Origin of the sequence: Burkholderia sp. SJZ089, assembly GCF_007828315.1 — a bacterium.
In the GTDB taxonomy this organism is placed as follows: Bacteria; Pseudomonadota; Gammaproteobacteria; order Burkholderiales; family Burkholderiaceae; genus Burkholderia; species Burkholderia gladioli.
The window spans coordinates 225,962-240,962 of sequence record NZ_VIUM01000011.1 but is presented as its reverse complement, the minus strand read 5'-3'; the positions used below and the strand labels follow the sequence as shown (position 1 = coordinate 240,962).

The following is a 15,001-nucleotide window of genomic DNA, read 5'->3' as shown; positions in this document are numbered from 1 at the left end:
GCGAGCTGCGTCAGCTACACTGTCCCTGATTAGTCTGCTAAGTCGTCTGTGCCGCAAGCGCCTGCTGGTCGCTCGTCGCGCATGATCATCCACCCCATTTCGTCTTTTTCTGGCGGCCCGGATTGGGCCGTCGTTTCTGGAACTGTCCGCATGAAAGCCTCCCGTTTCTTTATCGGCACCCTGAAGGAAGCTCCCGCCGACGCCGAGATCGTCAGCCACAAGCTGATGGTGCGCGCCGGCATGATTCGCCGCGTCGCCGGCGGCATCTACAACTATCTGCCGATCGGCCTGCGCTCGATCCGCAAGGTCGAGGCGATCGTGCGCGAGGAGATGAACCGGGCGGGCGCGATCGAACTGCTGATGCCGGCGGTGCAGCCGGCCGAGCTCTGGCAGGAATCGGGGCGCTGGGAGCAATACGGCCCCGAGCTGCTGCGTATCAAGGACCGCAAGGACAACGACTTCGTGATCGGGCCGACGCACGAGGAAGTGGTCACCGACATCGCGCGCAACCAGATCAAGAGCTACCGGCAGATGCCGGTGAACTTCTACCAGATCCAGACCAAGTTCCGCGACGAGATCCGTCCGCGCTTCGGCGTGATGCGCGGGCGCGAATTCATCATGAAGGACGCCTATTCCTTCGACAAGGACCAGGCCGGCCTCAAGGAGTCGTATCGCAAGATGTACGACGCCTATGTGCGCGTGTTCACGCGCATCGGCCTGGAGTTCCGCGCGGTGGCGGCCGACAACGGCTCGATCGGCGGCAGCGGCTCGCATGAGTTCCACGTGATCGCCGACACCGGCGAGGACGCGATCGCCTACTGCCCGAGCTCGGAGTTCGCCGCCAACGTCGAGGCCGCCGAGGCGTTGCCGCTGATCGCCAGCCGCGCGGCGCCGGCCGAGGCGATGGCCAAGGTCGCCACGCCCGGCAAGGCCAAGTGCGAGGCGGTCGCCGAGCTGCTCGACATCCCCCTGGCACGCACCATCAAGTCGATCGTCGTCGCCACCGAGAACGAGGGCGCCGAGCCCACCATTTGGCTGCTGATGCTGCGCGGCGACCACGATCTCAACGAGATCAAGGCCTCCAGGCTGCCGGGCCTGGCCGGCTACCGGATGGCGACCGAAGCCGAGATCGTCGAATGGTTCGGCACGCCGCCGGGTTACCTGGGCCCGATCGGTACCCGGAAGCCGGTCAAGGTGATCGCCGATCGCACGGTCGCCAACATGAGCGATTTCGTGGTCGGTGCCAACGAGGTCGATTACCACATCGCCGGCGTGAACTGGGGCCGCGACCTGCCGGAACCGGAAGTCGCCGACCTGCGCAACGTGCAGAAGGGCGATCCCTCGCCGGACGGCAAGGGCGTGCTCGACATCTGCCGCGGCATCGAGGTCGGCCACGTGTTCCAGCTCGGCACCAAGTATTCGAAGGCGATGGGCTCGACCTTCCTCGACGAGGGCGGCAAGCCCCAGCCGATGGAGATGGGCTGCTACGGGATCGGCATCACGCGGATCCTCGGCGCCGCGATCGAACAGAACTTCGACGACAAGGGCATCATCTGGCCCGAATCGATCGCGCCGTTCGAGGTGGTGCTCTGCCCGATGGGCTATGACCGCAGCGAGGCGGTGCGCAATGCCGCCGACCAGCTCCACGCGGACCTGCTCGCGGCCGGCATCGACGTGATCCTCGACGATCGCGGCGAGCGCCCGGGCGTGATGTTCGCCGACTGGGAGCTGATCGGCGTGCCGCATCGCCTGGTGATCGGCGAGCGCGGCCTGAAGGACGGCAAGATCGAGTACCAGGGCCGCCGCGATACCGAAGCCAGCCTGTTGCCGGCCGAAGGCGCCGCCCTGACCGTCATCGAGAAGGTCCGCGAGGCGCTCGCGCGCTGAAGCGGCGCCCGCGCCGTCGCGGCGCGCAGCCGGAGTCAAACATGGAATACAACTTCGTGTCCGCGACGGTGCTGCTGATCCTGATCACGGATCCGCTCGGCAATATCCCGCTGTTCATCGCCGCGCTGCGTCATGTGCCGGGGCCGCGCCGCGTGCGCGTGATCCTGCGCGAGATCGCGATCGCCTTCACCATCCTGCTGCTGTTCATGGTGGTCGGCGACCGCTTCCTGCGGATGATGAGCCTGACCGACCTGTCCCTGCGCATCGGCGGCGGGATCGTGCTGTTCCTGATCGCGCTGCGGATGATCTTCCCGCATCCGGACGGCGCCTTCGGCAATGATCCGCGCGGCGCCGAGCCCTTCATCGTGCCGCTCGCGATTCCCGCCCTGGCCGGCCCCTCGGCGCTGGCCACCGTGATGCTGCTGACCTCGCAGGCGCCCGGCAAGACCATGGAGTGGGTCGGCGCGCTGACGGTGACGATGCTGGTCTGCGCGATCGTGCTGGTGCTGGCCGAGCGCATCCAGCGCTGGCTGGGCGAGCGCACCGTGATGGCCTTCGAGCGGCTGATGGGGCTGGTGCTGGTGGCGATTTCGGTGGAGATGATCCTGGCCGGCATCCGCGCCTTCGTGCACCAGTTGTAGATCGCGCCCGAGGCGCGTCGCGGTTGCGCCTGGAATGAAAAACGGCTCGCGTGAAAACGCGAGCCGTTTCGTTTTGCGGCGCGAGGCGCCTGCGCGCCGCTCAGAACTGGGCGGTCAGCGCGCGGATCGTCGGCAGGTTGCGCCAGTAGCCCTTGGCGTCCATCCCGCAGCCGAACACGTAGCGATCCGGCACCGAGAAACCGCAGAAATCGGGATGCAGCGGCTTGGCCTTGGCCAGCGTCTTCTCGCAGAGCACCGCCGACAGGAAGCGCTTGGCGCCCATGTCGAGGATCCGGTCGCGGATCGCTGCCATGGTCTCGCCCTCGTCGAGGATGTCGTCGAGCACGATCACGATGCGGTCCTTCACCGATTCGCGCGGCGCTACGCGCCAGTGCATCTCGGGGCTGCCCTGGGTGGTGTTGCGGTAGCGCGTCAGGTGGATGTAGTCGAACTCGAGCGGGAAGTCGAGATGGGGCAGCAGCATGCCCGTGAACACGGCCGCGCCGCCCATCACCGACAGCACGAGCGGGAACGCGTCGCCGATCTCGGCGCGGATCGCCGAAGCCATCCGGTCGATCGACGCGTTGACCTCGTCGGCGGAGACGATCTGTTCGGAGTGTTGGAATATCTGGAGAGCTTCTTCGCGGTTCATGTGTTCTGAGGTGCGATCGGAAAAATCGGAAACGGCCCGGCGGGGTCGCATGCGGGCCGTCCGGGGCGGCCCGCGCTCGGGCCGGCGGGCGATGCGCTAATAGGATATACCGCGCATCGCGCCGCGTGGGGGCGGGAAAGTATCAGCGCAGGCCCGGCATCATGCCCTTCAGGCCGCGCATCATCTTCTGCATGTTGCCGCCCTTGAGCTTCTTCATCATGGTGCGCATCTGGTCGTACTGGTTCAGCATCCGGTTGACCTCCTGCACCGGCACGCCGGCGCCGGCGGCGATGCGGCGCTTGCGGGTGGCCTTGATCAGCTCGGGCTTGGCGCGCTCGGCCGGCGTCATCGAGTTGATGATGCCCTCCATGCGGCGGATCTGCTTCTCGGCCTGGCCCATGTTGGCGCCGGCCGCGGCCTGCTGGAACTGCGCCGGCAGCTTGTCCATCAGCGAGGACAGCCCGCCCATGTTCTTCATCTGCGAGATCTGCGCGCGGAAATCGTTGAGGTCGAAATCGCCGCCCTTCTTGACCTTGTCGGCGAGCTTCTGCGCGGCCTTCATGTCGACGCCGCGCTGCGCCTCCTCGACCAGGGCGAGGATGTCGCCCATGCCGAGGATCCGGTTCGCCATCCGGTCCGGGTGGAACACCTCGAGACCGTCGAGCTTCTCGGCCACGCCGACGAACTTGATCGGCTTGCCGGTGATGTGGCGCACCGACAGCGCCGCGCCGCCGCGCGAATCGCCGTCGAGCTTGGTGAGCACCACGCCGGTGAGCGGCAGGGCGTCGTTGAAGGCCTTGGCGGTGTTGACGGCATCCTGACCCAGCATCGCGTCGACCACGAACAGCGTTTCGGCCGGGTTGATCGCCGCGTGCAGCTCGGCGATCTCCTTCATCATCGCCTCGTCGATACCGAGGCGGCCGGCCGTGTCGACTATCAGTACGTCGTGGTAGTGGCGCTTGGCCCAGTCGAGCGCGGCGCGCGCGATCTCGACCGGCTTCTGGTCCGGGGTGGAGGCGAAGAAGTCGGCGCCGACCTGTTCGCTCACCGTTTTGAGCTGGGCGATCGCGGCGGGACGGTAGACGTCGCAGGACACCGTCAGCACCTTCTTCTTCTGCTTGTCGCGCAGCAGCTTGGCGAGCTTGCCGACCGTGGTGGTCTTGCCCGCGCCCTGCAGGCCCGCCATCAGGATGACGGCCGGCGGCGTGACGGCCAGGTTCAGCTCGGCGGCCTTGCCCTCGTAGTCGCCGCCGATCACGGCGGTCAGTTCCTTCTGCACCACGGCGACCAGCGCCTGGCCCGGCGACAGGCTGCTGAGCACCTCCTCGCCGAGCGCCTTCTCCTTGACCTTGGCGATGAATTCGCGGACCACGGGCAGCGCGACGTCGGCCTCGAGCAGCGCGAGCCGGACCTCGCGCAGCATTTCCTGCGTGTTCGCCTCGGTGAGACGGGCTTCGCCGCGCAGCGTCTTGACGACGTGCGCCATCCGTTGGGTGAGATTGTCGAGCATGGGGAGCGATGGACAGTGGGGCCCGAAGGCGCGCGTCGGCTATATTGACAGCCGTCGCAGGCGAGGGGCCTAGTGTAAACTTCGAACATGGATATTGTACTGTATGCCCTCACCGCGCTCCTGTACGGCGGCCTGTCCGTCGCGGGATGGCGGGCGCACCGTTCCGGCCTGGCGCAGCCGCTGGTCGCGAGCGTGCCGGCCGTGCCGCGCGAGACGCGTCCGTCCGCTGCGTCCGGGGTGAGCGGAACCGGCCGCGCGCTGCTGTTCGCGGCCCTGGTCTCGCACGGCGTGCTGCTGCACGCCACCATCTTCCCGCACGACGCGATGCTGTTCGGCTTCGCGTTCGCGCTCTCGGCGATGTTCTGGCTCGGTGCCGGCATCTACTGGATCGAGAGCTTCTTCTTCCCGCTCGACAGCCTGCGCCTCTTGGTGCTGCCGCTGGCCTGCGTGGCCTCGCTGCTGCCGCTCGGCTTCGGCGGCGTGCGCGTGCTGCCCTATGCGGCCGCGCCATTGTTCAAGATGCACTTCCTGATCGCCAACATCGCCTATGGATTGTTCGCGATCGCGGCCCTGCACGCGGTGCTGATGCTGATGGTGGAGCGTCGCCTGCACGCGCTGCGCCAGGGCAGCCGGATCGAGTCGGCGGGTTTCCTGGCCGGCTGGCTGGAGACGCTGCCGCCGCTGCTCACGCTCGAGAAGCTGCTGTTCCGCCTGATCGGCGCCGGCTTCGTCCTGCTCACGCTGACGCTCGCCTCGGGCATCCTGTTCAGCGAGCAGGTCGACGCGCGCGCGCTGCGCTTCGACCACAAGACGGTGTTCGCGATCCTCTCGTGGTTCATGTTCGGCGGTATCCTCGTCGCGCGCCGGCTGTCCGGCTGGCGCGGACGCGGTGCCGCGCGCTGGGTGCTCGCCTCGTTCGGCGCGCTGTTGCTCGCCTATGTCGGCAGCCGCTTCGTGCTTGAGGTGCTGCTGCACCGTTCCGTGGTCTGATGGCCTGATTCCGATGCGTAACCTTCTTCTGCTGATCCTCCTGTTCTTCGCCGGTTCCTGGCTCGCGCGCAAGCTGCGCCAGGCGCAGGAGCGCACCGGGCGCGACGGCGCCGCCGCCGGCTCCTCGGCACGCGGTGCCGGCGGGCCAGGCTTCGGTGGCGGCGCGCAGCCTGCGGCCGGGCGGCCCGCCTCGCTGCCCGAGCCGATGGTGCGCTGCGCCGTGTGCGGCGTCCACACGCCCAAGGGCGAGGCGATCGCGGCGGCCGGCGAGTACTTCTGCTGTCCCGAGCACGCGGCGCGCCAGACCAGCTCGGCCGGCCGCGACGCGTCGTGAGCGACACGCTGCGGGTCGGCGCCGACGGCTGGGTGAGCGGCGCGCGCCACGCACCCTCGCCGAACCACGAGGCGCGGCCCGCGCACGGCGTGCCGCCCACCCTGCTGGTGGTGCACAATATCAGCCTGCCGCCCGGCGAATTCGGCGGCGACGCGATCGAGGCGCTGTTCCAGAACCGGCTCGACTGCGACGCGCATCCGTGGTTCGACGCGAACCTGCGCGGCCTGCATGTCTCGGCCCACTTCCTGATCCGCCGCGACGGCGAGCTGGTGCAGTTCGTGTCCTGCGACGCGCGTGCCTGGCATGCCGGCCCGTCGAACTTCCTCGGCCGCGAGCGCTGCAACGATTTCTCGATCGGCGTCGAGCTCGAGGGCACCGACGAGCGCCCCTTCGAGGCGACCCAGTACGCGACGCTGGCCACGCTCACGCGCGCGCTGGCGGCGCGCTATCCGATCGAGGCGATTGCCGGCCACGCCGACATCGCGCCGGGCCGCAAGACCGATCCCGGCCCTTGCTTCGATTGGCAACGCTACGCGAGCGATGCCGGACTTTCGAGCGCATCGTTTCCTTACCTTCGTTAAGCGCGGGGTCTTCCCGCGCGCGTCGCACTGACGCGCCGCAGCGCGATCGGGGCCGATCCCAATCCCCGTCTGCACTCGCTCGATGTCAAGCGGGAAGGGCGCAATTTCTGTCGAATTTTCCATTTTGAGATCGTTCGATCGTCCACTATACTTGGTGCCAGTTGAAGGGTTTCTCACTAGATATAGTGTTAAGAGAGCGGGCACCACCAGGGCGATCCGCTCCAGCCGGCAGCGAATGCCGGAGGAATTCTCAGCGCGGCGTCCGTCCAGGCACGGCACGCCGCGACAGCGCAGACACAGGCGGCAAGGGGGCGCGATACGCATGACGAAAACAGACGTCGACTTCTCGGTATCGCGCGGCCCATGCCGCTTTTGCGTTCTGCTGCCCGCGCCCCGCACTGCGCGTTAATCGTTCAAATCCGCGGATCCCTCCGCACCATCCAGCACCAGGAGCTTTGCACATGCAAACGACCGACACCGGGACGTCCCAATTCGAGAGCGCCCAGAGCCGCCCTCTTGGCACGGCTTCGCAGAGCGCGCCCGCGCTCGCGCCGCAGGCGACGTTCGCCGACTACAAGGTGATCCGCCGCAACGGCAGCGTGGTGGCGTTCGAGCCCTCGAAGATCGCGATCGCCGTCACCAAGGCCTTCCTCGCGGTCAACGGCGGCCAGGGCGCCGCGTCGGCTCGGGTGCGCGAGCTCGTCGAGCAACTGACGCAGAGCGTCGTGCGCGCGCTGCTGCGCAGCCGCCCGAACGGCGGCACCTTCCATATCGAGGACATCCAGGATCAGGTCGAGCTCGCCCTGATGCGCGGCGGCGAGCACAACGTCGCGCGCGCCTACGTGCTGTACCGCGAGAAGCGTCACCTCGAGCGCGCCCATAGCGACGCGCCGGTCGAGACGCCGGCCGGCAGCTCGGGCCTGACCGTGACCGACAAGGGCGTGAGCCGCCCGCTCGACATGAAGGCGCTGCACGGCCTGGTCGCCGCCGCCTGCGAGGGCCTGGGCAGCGCCGTCCATCCCGATCCGATCGTCGCCGAGACGGTGAAGAACCTGTACGACGGTGTGCCGCTGAGCCAGGTCTACGATTCGGCCATCCTGGCCGCGCGCACCATGATCGAGAAGGACCCGGCGTACAGCCAGGTGACGGCACGCATCCTGCTGCACACGATCCGCCGCGAGATCCTCGGCGAGGAAGTCGCGCAGGGCGAGATGCAGGCACGCTACGCGGAATACTTCCCGCAGTTCCTCAAGCGCGGCGTCGAAGCCGAGCTGCTCGACGACAAGCTGCTGCAGTTCGATCTGGTGCGCCTGGGCGAGGCGCTCGACGCGAGCCGCGACCTGCAGTTCGGCTACCTCGGCCTGCAGACGCTGTACGACCGCTACTTCCTGCACGTCGAAGGCACCCGCATCGAGATGCCCCAGGCGTTCTACATGCGCGTGGCGATGGGCCTGGCGCTCAACGAGATCGACCGCGAAGCGCGCGCGATCGAGTTTTACAATGTGCTGTCGAGCTTCGACTTCATGAGCTCGACGCCGACCCTGTTCAACTCGGGCACGCGCCGCTCGCAGCTCTCGTCGTGCTACCTGACCACGGTCGCCGACGACCTCGACGGCATTTATGAAGCGCTGAAGGAAAACGCGCTGCTCTCGAAGTTCGCGGGCGGCCTGGGCAACGACTGGACGCGCGTGCGCGCGCTGGGCTCGCACATCAAGGGCACGAACGGCAAGTCGCAGGGCGTGGTGCCGTTCCTGAAGGTGGTCAACGACACGGCGGTGGCCGTGAACCAGGGCGGCAAGCGCAAGGGCGCGGTCTGCGCGTACCTGGAATCCTGGCACCTCGACATCGAGGAATTCCTCGAGCTGCGCAAGAACACCGGCGACGACCGCCGCCGCACCCACGACATGAACACGGCGAACTGGATTCCCGACCTGTTCATGAAGCGTGTCATGGAAGGCGGCGACTGGACGCTGTTCTCGCCCTCGACCTGCCCGGACCTGCACGACAAGTTCGGCGCCGAGTTCGAGGCGGCCTACCTCGGCTACGAGGAGAAGGTGGCGCGCGGCGAGCTGAAGCTGTTCAAGAAGATCCCGGCGGCGCAACTCTGGCGCAAGATGCTCGGCATGCTGTTCGAGACCGGTCATCCGTGGATCACGTTCAAGGATCCCTGCAATATCCGTTCCCCGCAGCAGCACGTCGGCGTGGTCCACTCGTCGAACCTCTGCACGGAAATCACGCTCAACACCAGCGACTCGGAAATCGCGGTCTGCAACCTGGGTTCGGTCAACTTGGTCGCTCACCTCGCCAAGCAGGCGGACGGCAGCTACGCGCTCGACCACGACAAGCTCAAGCGCACCGTGAGCGTGGCGATGCGCATGCTCGACAACGTCATCGACATCAACTACTACGCGGTCGCCAAGGCACGTAACTCGAACCTCAAGCACCGTCCGGTCGGCCTGGGCATCATGGGCTTCCAGGACTGCCTGCACCTGCTGCGCACGCCGTTTTCGTCGGACGCGGCGGTCGAGTTCGCCGATCGCTCGATGGAAGCGGTCTGCTACTACGCCTACTGGGCGTCGACCGAGCTGGCCGAGGAGCGCGGCCGCTACTCGAGCTACAACGGCTCGCTGTGGGATCGCGGCATCCTCCCGCAGGACACCCTGAAGCTGCTGGAAGAGGCGCGCGGCGGCTACGTCGAGGTCGACATGAGCGAATCGCTCGACTGGACCTCGCTGCGCGGCCGGATTTCGGTCCACGGCATGCGCAACTCGAACTGCATCGCGATCGCGCCGACGGCCACCATCTCGAACATCATCGGCGTCTCGCCCTGCATCGAGCCGACCTTCCAGAACCTGTTCGTGAAGTCGAACCTGTCGGGCGAGTTCACGGTGGTCAACGAGTACCTGGTGCGCGACCTGAAGGAGCGCGGCCTGTGGGACGAGGTGATGGTCGCCGACCTGAAGTACTTCGACGGCATGCTCTCGCGCATCGACCGGATCCCGGCCGACCTGCGCGCGATCTACGCGACCGCCTTCGAGGTCGACCCGAAGTGGCTGGTCGAGGCGGCTTCGCGTCGCCAGAAGTGGATCGACCAGGCGCAGTCGCTCAACATCTTCATGGCGGGCGCCTCGGGCAAGAAGCTCGACGAGATCTACAAGCTCGCCTGGGTGCGCGGCCTGAAGACCACCTACTACCTGCGCACGATGGCGGCCACCCACGTCGAGAAGTCGACGGTGGCGCACGGCGCGCTGAACGCGGTGCCGAGCTCCGGCGGCATGGGCGGCGGCTCGGCGGGCGGCGCGCAAGGCGCCGGCAGCTTCGGCGCAGCGGGCGGCGCGGCGCCGACGGGCGCGCTCAGCGCCGCACCGATCGAGGCCGACGGCCCGGTCTGCACGATGCGTCCGGGCGACCCGGGCTTCGAGGAATGCGAGGCCTGCCAGTAACACGCGGCATCACGCAGTGAAGCGAAGGCGGCGCGCGATGACATCGATGGTTGAACTGCGCGCCGACCTCGACTACAAACGGATAAGGAATCCGTATCTTGCGAACCCGGCGACGGGTTCGCGAACGCCCCCGACAGGAAGATCGAGCCGGCTCGATCGCAACGTCGACGCGCATCGCGCGATCTTCCGGACACACGGCATCACTCGCGATACACACATCGCGATCGATCGCGCGCCTCGCAAAGTGTTGTATCGAGGTCGCAACGCGAATCGAAAACAGGATTTTTCGTGAGCGAACCCTTTTATCGCTCAGGAAAAGATGGTACAAACCGTTCTAAATTGATGGTGAGAATTTATGCTCAACTGGGATGACGAGAAGGCGGCCGTAACTCCCGCGAGCGGAGCGCAGCAAAACACGATGCGCTCCCCCGCCGGAATGGCCGTCGGTGTGCAGGCCGCAGCGTCTGCCGCTCATCAGGCTCCTTCGGTGCGCGACATTTTCCAGGGCGACCTCGCGGTCGCTCCGTATGCACCGGCGCAAGCGAGTGCGGCCGGCTCGCAGGAGCGAGTCAATATCGCCGACAAGCGCATCATCAACGGCAAGACCGACGTCAATCAGTTGGTGCCGTTCAAATACAAGTGGGCGTGGGAGAAGTATCTGGCGGGCTGCGCGAACCACTGGATGCCGCAGGAAATCAACATGTCCCGCGACATCGCGCTGTGGAAGGATCCGAACGGCCTCACCGAGGACGAACGCCGGATCGTCAAGCGCAACCTCGGTTTCTTCGTGACCGCCGACTCGCTGGCCGCCAACAACATCGTGCTGGGCACCTACCGCCACATCACGGCGCCCGAGTGCCGGCAGTTCCTGCTGCGCCAGGCCTTCGAGGAAGCGATCCACACCCATGCCTATCAGTACATCGTCGAATCGCTCGGCCTGGACGAAGGCGAGATGTTCAACGCGTACCACGAGATCACCTCGATCCGCGACAAGGACGAATTCCTGATCCCGTTCATCCACACGCTGACCGATCCGGCGTTCGTGACGGGTACGCCGGAAGCGGACCAGAAGTTGCTGAAGTCGCTGATCGTGTTCGCCTGCATCATGGAAGGCCTGTTCTTCTACGTCGGCTTCACGCAGATTCTCGCGCTCGGCCGCCAGAACAAGATGACGGGCGCGGCGGAACAGTATCAGTACATCCTGCGCGACGAGTCGATGCACTGCAATTTCGGCATCGACCTGATCAACCAGATCAAGCTCGAGAACCCGCATCTGTGGACGCCGGAATTCCGTGCCGAGATCCGCGAACTGTTCAAGCACGCGGTCGAGCTTGAATACCGTTACGCCGAAGACACCATGCCGCGTGGCGTGCTCGGCCTGAATGCCTCGATGTTCAAGAGCTACCTGCGCTTCATCGCGAATCGCCGCTGTCAGCAGATCGGTCTCGACGCGCTGTTCCCGAACGAGGAAAACCCGTTCCCGTGGATGAGCGAGATGATCGATTTGAAGAAGGAGCGGAACTTCTTCGAGACGCGCGTGATCGAGTATCAGACGGGCGGCGCGCTGTCCTGGGAATGACCGGGCGCGACATCGCGAGCAAGGATGTATCCGCCGGGCGCGAGCCCGGCCCAAGGTTTAGGAGCAAGAACGCCTGATGCAAAGGATGGCCTGCGCCGGTGCGGCGCACAGACATGACAGGCACTTTGCGAACCCTTCAGTGGGATGGGCAAACTTCCCTCCGGAAAAGGCGGCAGGCCAGGGGCCTCCCGCCTTTATCAAGCGATTCGGGGCGACGGCGCGAGGCGCGCCGGCTGCCGACTTGATCTGGCGCGCGGTGCCGCAGGGCACGGCGCGCCTTACCGTATTCATTAGCGTAAGCGCGATTGCGAAGCGTACGCCGATGAATAGCCCGCTTCGTAGCGCGCGTTCTGAACACACGTCCGCGAGAAACGGGTTTTGACGAAGGGTGTAGTTTGAACTGACTCTCATCTGAACCTGAAGGAGAAAATGATGGCAACTGCCAAGAAGAAACCGGCTGCCAAGAAGGCAGCAGCGAAGAAGGCCGCACCGGTCGCGAAGAAGGCTGCACCGGCGAAGAAGGCAGCCGTGAAGAAGGTCGCGGCGAAGAAGGTCGCAGTGAAGAAGGTTGCTGCGAAGAAGGCAGCACCGGCCAAGAAGGCTGCTGCGAAGAAGGTTGCAGCGAAGAAGGTCGCGGTGAAGAAGGTTGCCGCGAAGAAGGCAGCACCGGCCAAGAAGGCAGCGGTGAAGAAGGTCGCCGCCAAGAAGGCGCCGGCAGCCAAGAAGGCCGCAGCGAAGAAGGTTGCGGTCAAGAAGGTTGCCGCCAAGAAGGCAGCACCGGCGAAGAAGGCAGCGGTGAAGAAGGTTGCCGCGAAGAAGGCCGCGCCGGCGAAGAAGGCTGCTGCCAAGAAGGCTGCGCCGGCGAAGAAGGCCGCGCCCGCCAAGAAGGCTGCCCCTGCCAAGAAGGCTGCTGCGAAGAAGGCCGCCGCTGCTCCGGCGACGACGACCGCAACGGCATCGGTGGCTCCGGCTTCGGGCGCGAAGACCGCGCTGAACCCGGCAGCGGCCTGGCCGTTCCCGACCGGCAGCCGTCCGTAATCGACCTTCGCGTCGATACGACACAAGCCGTAGTCATGCAGTATCGGGTCGATGCCTCGGCCCGCTCGAATCCCGTTACCGGTTTCCGGTGGCGGGATTTTTTTATGCGTGTTTCCCGGGGAGGCCTTCGCCATTCAGTACGGCGCCGGTTTCGCGCGCGCATAAAAAAACGCATACGCGAAACGAATCGCGTATGCGCTGGATATCGCGGCTGTCGCCGCGCGCTGAGGTCTCCTCGCTCAGTGCGTGACGCGAGTCACGCCGCCGCTCGACAGCAGTCGGACGCGATCGCCTGCACGGAACACTTCCGGCGTGGCGGCCTGCGTGATCGAGCGCAGATCGCCGTTATCGAGGCGCACGGTGATTTCCACACCGTTGGCCGAACTCATGCCCTGGCCGATCGCGTTGCCTGCGACCGCGCCGGCGAGGCCGCCGGCGATCGCGGTCAGGATCGAGCCCTTGCCGCCGCCGATCGCGCTGCCGGCCACGGCACCGAGCGCGCCGCCACCGAGCGTGCCGAGTGTCGAGCCGGCGCCGGTATCGCTCTCGATGCGCACCGCGCGCACACTCTCGATGGTGCCGAGGCGCACCGTCTGTTCGCGCTGCGCCTGGCTGGCGCTATAGACATCGGCGGAACCCGGCGGCGTGAAACAGCCTGCGAGCGATACCGAGGCGGTGATCATCGCGGCGAGCGTGAGGGTTTTCCTGGTCAGCATGTGTGGTTTTCTCCAACAAATCTCATTCGATACTGTAGCCGAACGCGGTCTTGAAGCGGGACAGGATTTCCGCGCGGCCCAGCGTGTACGTCTGCGGGCCCGAGTGAGCGATCTTGATCGATCCCATCAGGCTCGCGAGGCGGCCGGTGGTCGCCCAGTCCAGTCCCTTCTCGATCCCGTACAGCAGGCCGCCGCGGAAGGCATCGCCGCAACCGGTCGGATCGACGATCTTCTCGGCTTGCACGACCGGGATCTGCTCGGTGCCGTCGCGGTGACGAATCGTGGCGCCATGTTCGCCGCGCGTGATGATCAGGGCCTGGACCCGGCTCGCGATCTCGTCTTCGGACCAGCCCGTCTTGTCGCTCACCAGTTTGGCTTCGTAATCGTTGACAGCCAGATAGGTCGCAAGTTCAATGCTGCGCCGCAGCGTGTCGCGGTCGAACAGCGGCAAGCCCTGGCCCGGATCGAACACGAAGGGCACGCCGGCCTTGGCGAGTTCCTCGACGTGCTGGACCATGCCCTGGAAGCCGTCCGGGCCGACGATCGCGAGCTTGATGCCCTGCGCCTCGCCGGCGTGGTTCAGGTGCGACTGCATCATCGCGCCCGGGTGGAAGGCGGCGATCTGGTTGTTGTCCAGGTCGGTGGTGATCATCGCCTGGGCCGAATGCGTGTCGGGCACCACGCGTACGAACTGGCGCGACAGGCCGAGCGAGTCGAAGCGGTCGAGATAGAGCTGCGCGTCGATCGCGCCGACCGTGCCCATCACGCGGGCCTCGCCGCCCAGCGCGTGCAGGGCGTAGCCGATGTTGCCGGCGCAGCCGCCGAACTCGCGGCGCATGGTCGGCACCAGGAAGCTCAGGTTGATGAGGTGAACCTGATCGGGCAGGATGTGCTCCCGGAACCGCCCTTCGAAGGTCATGATGTTGTCGTAGGCGATCGAACCGCAAATCAGCGTAGCCAAGGTCGTTCCTGTTCAGTGGTTGGGACTGCTGCAGATGAGAGTGACGCGCGCCGTGCCGAGGCAGGGCGCGCGTACGGCCGGATCCGGTGGCAGAACTTACTTCAGCGCGGCAAGCGCGGCCTCGTAGTTCGGCTCGTTCTTGATCTCTTCGACGAGTTCCGTGTAGACGACCTTGTCGTTCGCGTCGATGACCACCACCGCGCGCGCGGTCAGGCCGTTCAGCGGGCCGCTGGTGACGTCGACGCCATAGGCGTTGGCGAAGTCGCGGCCGCCGCGGAAGGTCGAGGCGGTCGACACGTTGGCCAGGCCCTCGGTGGTGCAGAAGCGCTTGGCCGCGAACGGCAGGTCGCCCGAAACCACCACCACCGCCGTGTCGGCGAGCTTGCTGGCGGCTTCGTTGAACTTGCGCGTCGAGGTCGCGCAGGTCGGCGTGTCCAGGCTCGGCACGATGTTCAGCACCTTGCGCTTGCCGGCGAAGCTCGCCAGCGTCAGCTCGCCGAGATCCTGGCCGACCAGCTTGAAGTCGGGGGCTTGCGAGCCGACGGCCGGAAAGCTGCCGGCCAGCTCGATCGGGTTGCCGCCCAGGGTGACTTTGCTCATATTCGTACTCCGAAGAGGGGGCGTCGCGAGGACGCCGAGGTTGAGGCCGGCGCGCCTCTCGCGGCGCGC

General features: G+C 66.3%; 14 protein-coding genes and 1 pseudogene. 10 read left to right on the top strand and 5 right to left on the bottom strand.

What is annotated here, in order from left to right; all coding sequences use genetic code 11:
* Positions 1-150 precede the first annotated feature (150 nt).
* Both FB600_RS21500 and FB600_RS21495 read left to right on the top strand, forming a co-directional pair.
* Positions 151-1,887 carry a proline--tRNA ligase gene (locus FB600_RS21500; protein WP_096749773.1) on the top strand — a complete coding sequence of 579 codons (1,737 nt, stop codon included), beginning with the start codon at positions 151-153 and terminating at the stop codon, positions 1,885-1,887.
* 41 nt (positions 1,888-1,928) lie between these two features.
* Complete coding sequence (locus tag FB600_RS21495; RefSeq protein ID WP_013696577.1) at positions 1,929-2,528, top strand: MarC family protein; 600 nt, start codon at positions 1,929-1,931, stop codon at positions 2,526-2,528.
* A 100-nt stretch (positions 2,529-2,628) separates the two neighbouring features.
* On the opposite strand, the gene FB600_RS21490 is transcribed toward FB600_RS21495, so the two are convergent.
* Both FB600_RS21490 and ffh read right to left on the bottom strand, forming a co-directional pair.
* Positions 2,629-3,180, bottom strand: a complete 552-nt coding sequence (locus tag FB600_RS21490; protein WP_013696578.1) for a hypoxanthine-guanine phosphoribosyltransferase — start codon at positions 3,178-3,180, stop codon at positions 2,629-2,631.
* 142 nt (positions 3,181-3,322) lie between these two features.
* Entirely contained in the window at positions 3,323-4,690 is a 1,368-nt protein-coding gene (gene ffh / locus FB600_RS21485; protein ID WP_025096834.1) for a signal recognition particle protein, read from the bottom strand.
* A gap of 87 nt (positions 4,691-4,777) precedes the next feature.
* On the opposite strand from ffh, the gene FB600_RS21480 reads away from it, so the two are divergent.
* The 8 genes and pseudogenes from FB600_RS21480 to FB600_RS21445 all read left to right on the top strand — a co-directional run bounded on the left by FB600_RS21480 (position 4,778) and on the right by FB600_RS21445 (position 12,655).
* A complete protein-coding gene (locus FB600_RS21480) occupies positions 4,778-5,680 on the top strand; it encodes an inner membrane protein YpjD (protein WP_013696580.1) in 903 nt (300 codons plus the stop codon).
* Positions 5,681-5,693: 13 nt separating this feature from the next.
* Positions 5,694-6,014 (top strand): PP0621 family protein, encoded by a 321-nt coding sequence (locus tag FB600_RS21475; protein ID WP_013696581.1) that lies wholly within the window; start codon positions 5,694-5,696, stop codon positions 6,012-6,014.
* Complete coding sequence (gene ampD, locus FB600_RS21470) at positions 6,011-6,595, top strand: 1,6-anhydro-N-acetylmuramyl-L-alanine amidase AmpD (protein WP_013696582.1); 585 nt, start codon at positions 6,011-6,013, stop codon at positions 6,593-6,595. The genes FB600_RS21475 and ampD overlap by 4 nt, the downstream gene beginning before the upstream one ends.
* A 461-nt stretch (positions 6,596-7,056) precedes the next feature.
* Positions 7,057-10,038 carry a ribonucleoside-diphosphate reductase subunit alpha gene (locus FB600_RS21465; RefSeq protein WP_145757328.1) on the top strand — a complete coding sequence of 994 codons (2,982 nt, stop codon included), beginning with the start codon at positions 7,057-7,059 and terminating at the stop codon, positions 10,036-10,038.
* Positions 10,039-10,084: 46 nt separating this feature from the next.
* Entirely contained in the window at positions 10,085-10,330 is a 246-nt protein-coding gene (locus tag FB600_RS21460) for a hypothetical protein (RefSeq protein ID WP_138110621.1), read from the top strand.
* A 63-nt stretch (positions 10,331-10,393) separates the two neighbouring features.
* On the top strand, positions 10,394-11,617 hold the full coding sequence (locus tag FB600_RS21455; protein ID WP_036038894.1) for a ribonucleotide-diphosphate reductase subunit beta: 1,224 nt from the start codon (positions 10,394-10,396) through the stop codon (positions 11,615-11,617).
* Positions 11,618-11,693: 76 nt separating this feature from the next.
* Positions 11,694-12,021: pseudogene (locus FB600_RS37780) on the top strand (hypothetical protein).
* A gap of 28 nt (positions 12,022-12,049) precedes the next feature.
* Positions 12,050-12,655 carry a histone H1-like DNA-binding protein gene (locus FB600_RS21445; RefSeq protein WP_013696586.1) on the top strand — a complete coding sequence of 202 codons (606 nt, stop codon included), beginning with the start codon at positions 12,050-12,052 and terminating at the stop codon, positions 12,653-12,655.
* A 239-nt stretch (positions 12,656-12,894) separates the two neighbouring features.
* On the opposite strand, the gene FB600_RS21440 is transcribed toward FB600_RS21445, so the two are convergent.
* From FB600_RS21440 to tpx, 3 genes are all read right to left on the bottom strand, one after another.
* A complete protein-coding gene (locus FB600_RS21440; RefSeq protein WP_013696587.1) occupies positions 12,895-13,371 on the bottom strand; it encodes a glycine zipper 2TM domain-containing protein in 477 nt (158 codons plus the stop codon).
* A 22-nt stretch (positions 13,372-13,393) separates the two neighbouring features.
* Positions 13,394-14,332: a carbohydrate kinase family protein gene (locus FB600_RS21435; RefSeq protein ID WP_013696588.1), complete on the bottom strand. Its 939-nt coding sequence runs from the start codon at positions 14,330-14,332 to the stop codon at positions 13,394-13,396.
* 96 nt (positions 14,333-14,428) lie between these two features.
* A complete protein-coding gene (gene tpx, locus FB600_RS21430) occupies positions 14,429-14,932 on the bottom strand; it encodes a thiol peroxidase (RefSeq protein WP_096749772.1) in 504 nt (167 codons plus the stop codon).
* Between the last annotated feature and the right edge of the window lie 69 nt (positions 14,933-15,001).

Bases quoted from the DNA above. Each gene is read 5' to 3' on its own strand.
- FB600_RS21500 (WP_096749773.1), top strand. From the start codon at position 151: ATGAAAGCCTCCCGTTTCTTTATCGGCACCCTGAAGGAAGCTCCCGCC.
- FB600_RS21495 (WP_013696577.1), top strand. From the start codon at position 1,929: ATGGAATACAACTTCGTGTCCGCGACGGTGCTGCTGATCCTGATCACG.
- FB600_RS21490 (WP_013696578.1), bottom strand. From the start codon at position 3,180: ATGAACCGCGAAGAAGCTCTCCAGATATTCCAACACTCCGAACAGATC.
- ffh (WP_025096834.1), bottom strand. From the start codon at position 4,690: ATGCTCGACAATCTCACCCAACGGATGGCGCACGTCGTCAAGACGCTG.
- FB600_RS21480 (WP_013696580.1), top strand. From the start codon at position 4,778: ATGGATATTGTACTGTATGCCCTCACCGCGCTCCTGTACGGCGGCCTG.
- FB600_RS21475 (WP_013696581.1), top strand. From the start codon at position 5,694: ATGCGTAACCTTCTTCTGCTGATCCTCCTGTTCTTCGCCGGTTCCTGG.
- FB600_RS21465 (WP_145757328.1), top strand. From the start codon at position 7,057: ATGCAAACGACCGACACCGGGACGTCCCAATTCGAGAGCGCCCAGAGC.
- FB600_RS21460 (WP_138110621.1), top strand. From the start codon at position 10,085: ATGGTTGAACTGCGCGCCGACCTCGACTACAAACGGATAAGGAATCCG.
- FB600_RS21455 (WP_036038894.1), top strand. From the start codon at position 10,394: ATGCTCAACTGGGATGACGAGAAGGCGGCCGTAACTCCCGCGAGCGGA.
- FB600_RS21445 (WP_013696586.1), top strand. From the start codon at position 12,050: ATGGCAACTGCCAAGAAGAAACCGGCTGCCAAGAAGGCAGCAGCGAAG.
- FB600_RS21440 (WP_013696587.1), bottom strand. From the start codon at position 13,371: ATGCTGACCAGGAAAACCCTCACGCTCGCCGCGATGATCACCGCCTCG.
- tpx (WP_096749772.1), bottom strand. From the start codon at position 14,932: ATGAGCAAAGTCACCCTGGGCGGCAACCCGATCGAGCTGGCCGGCAGC.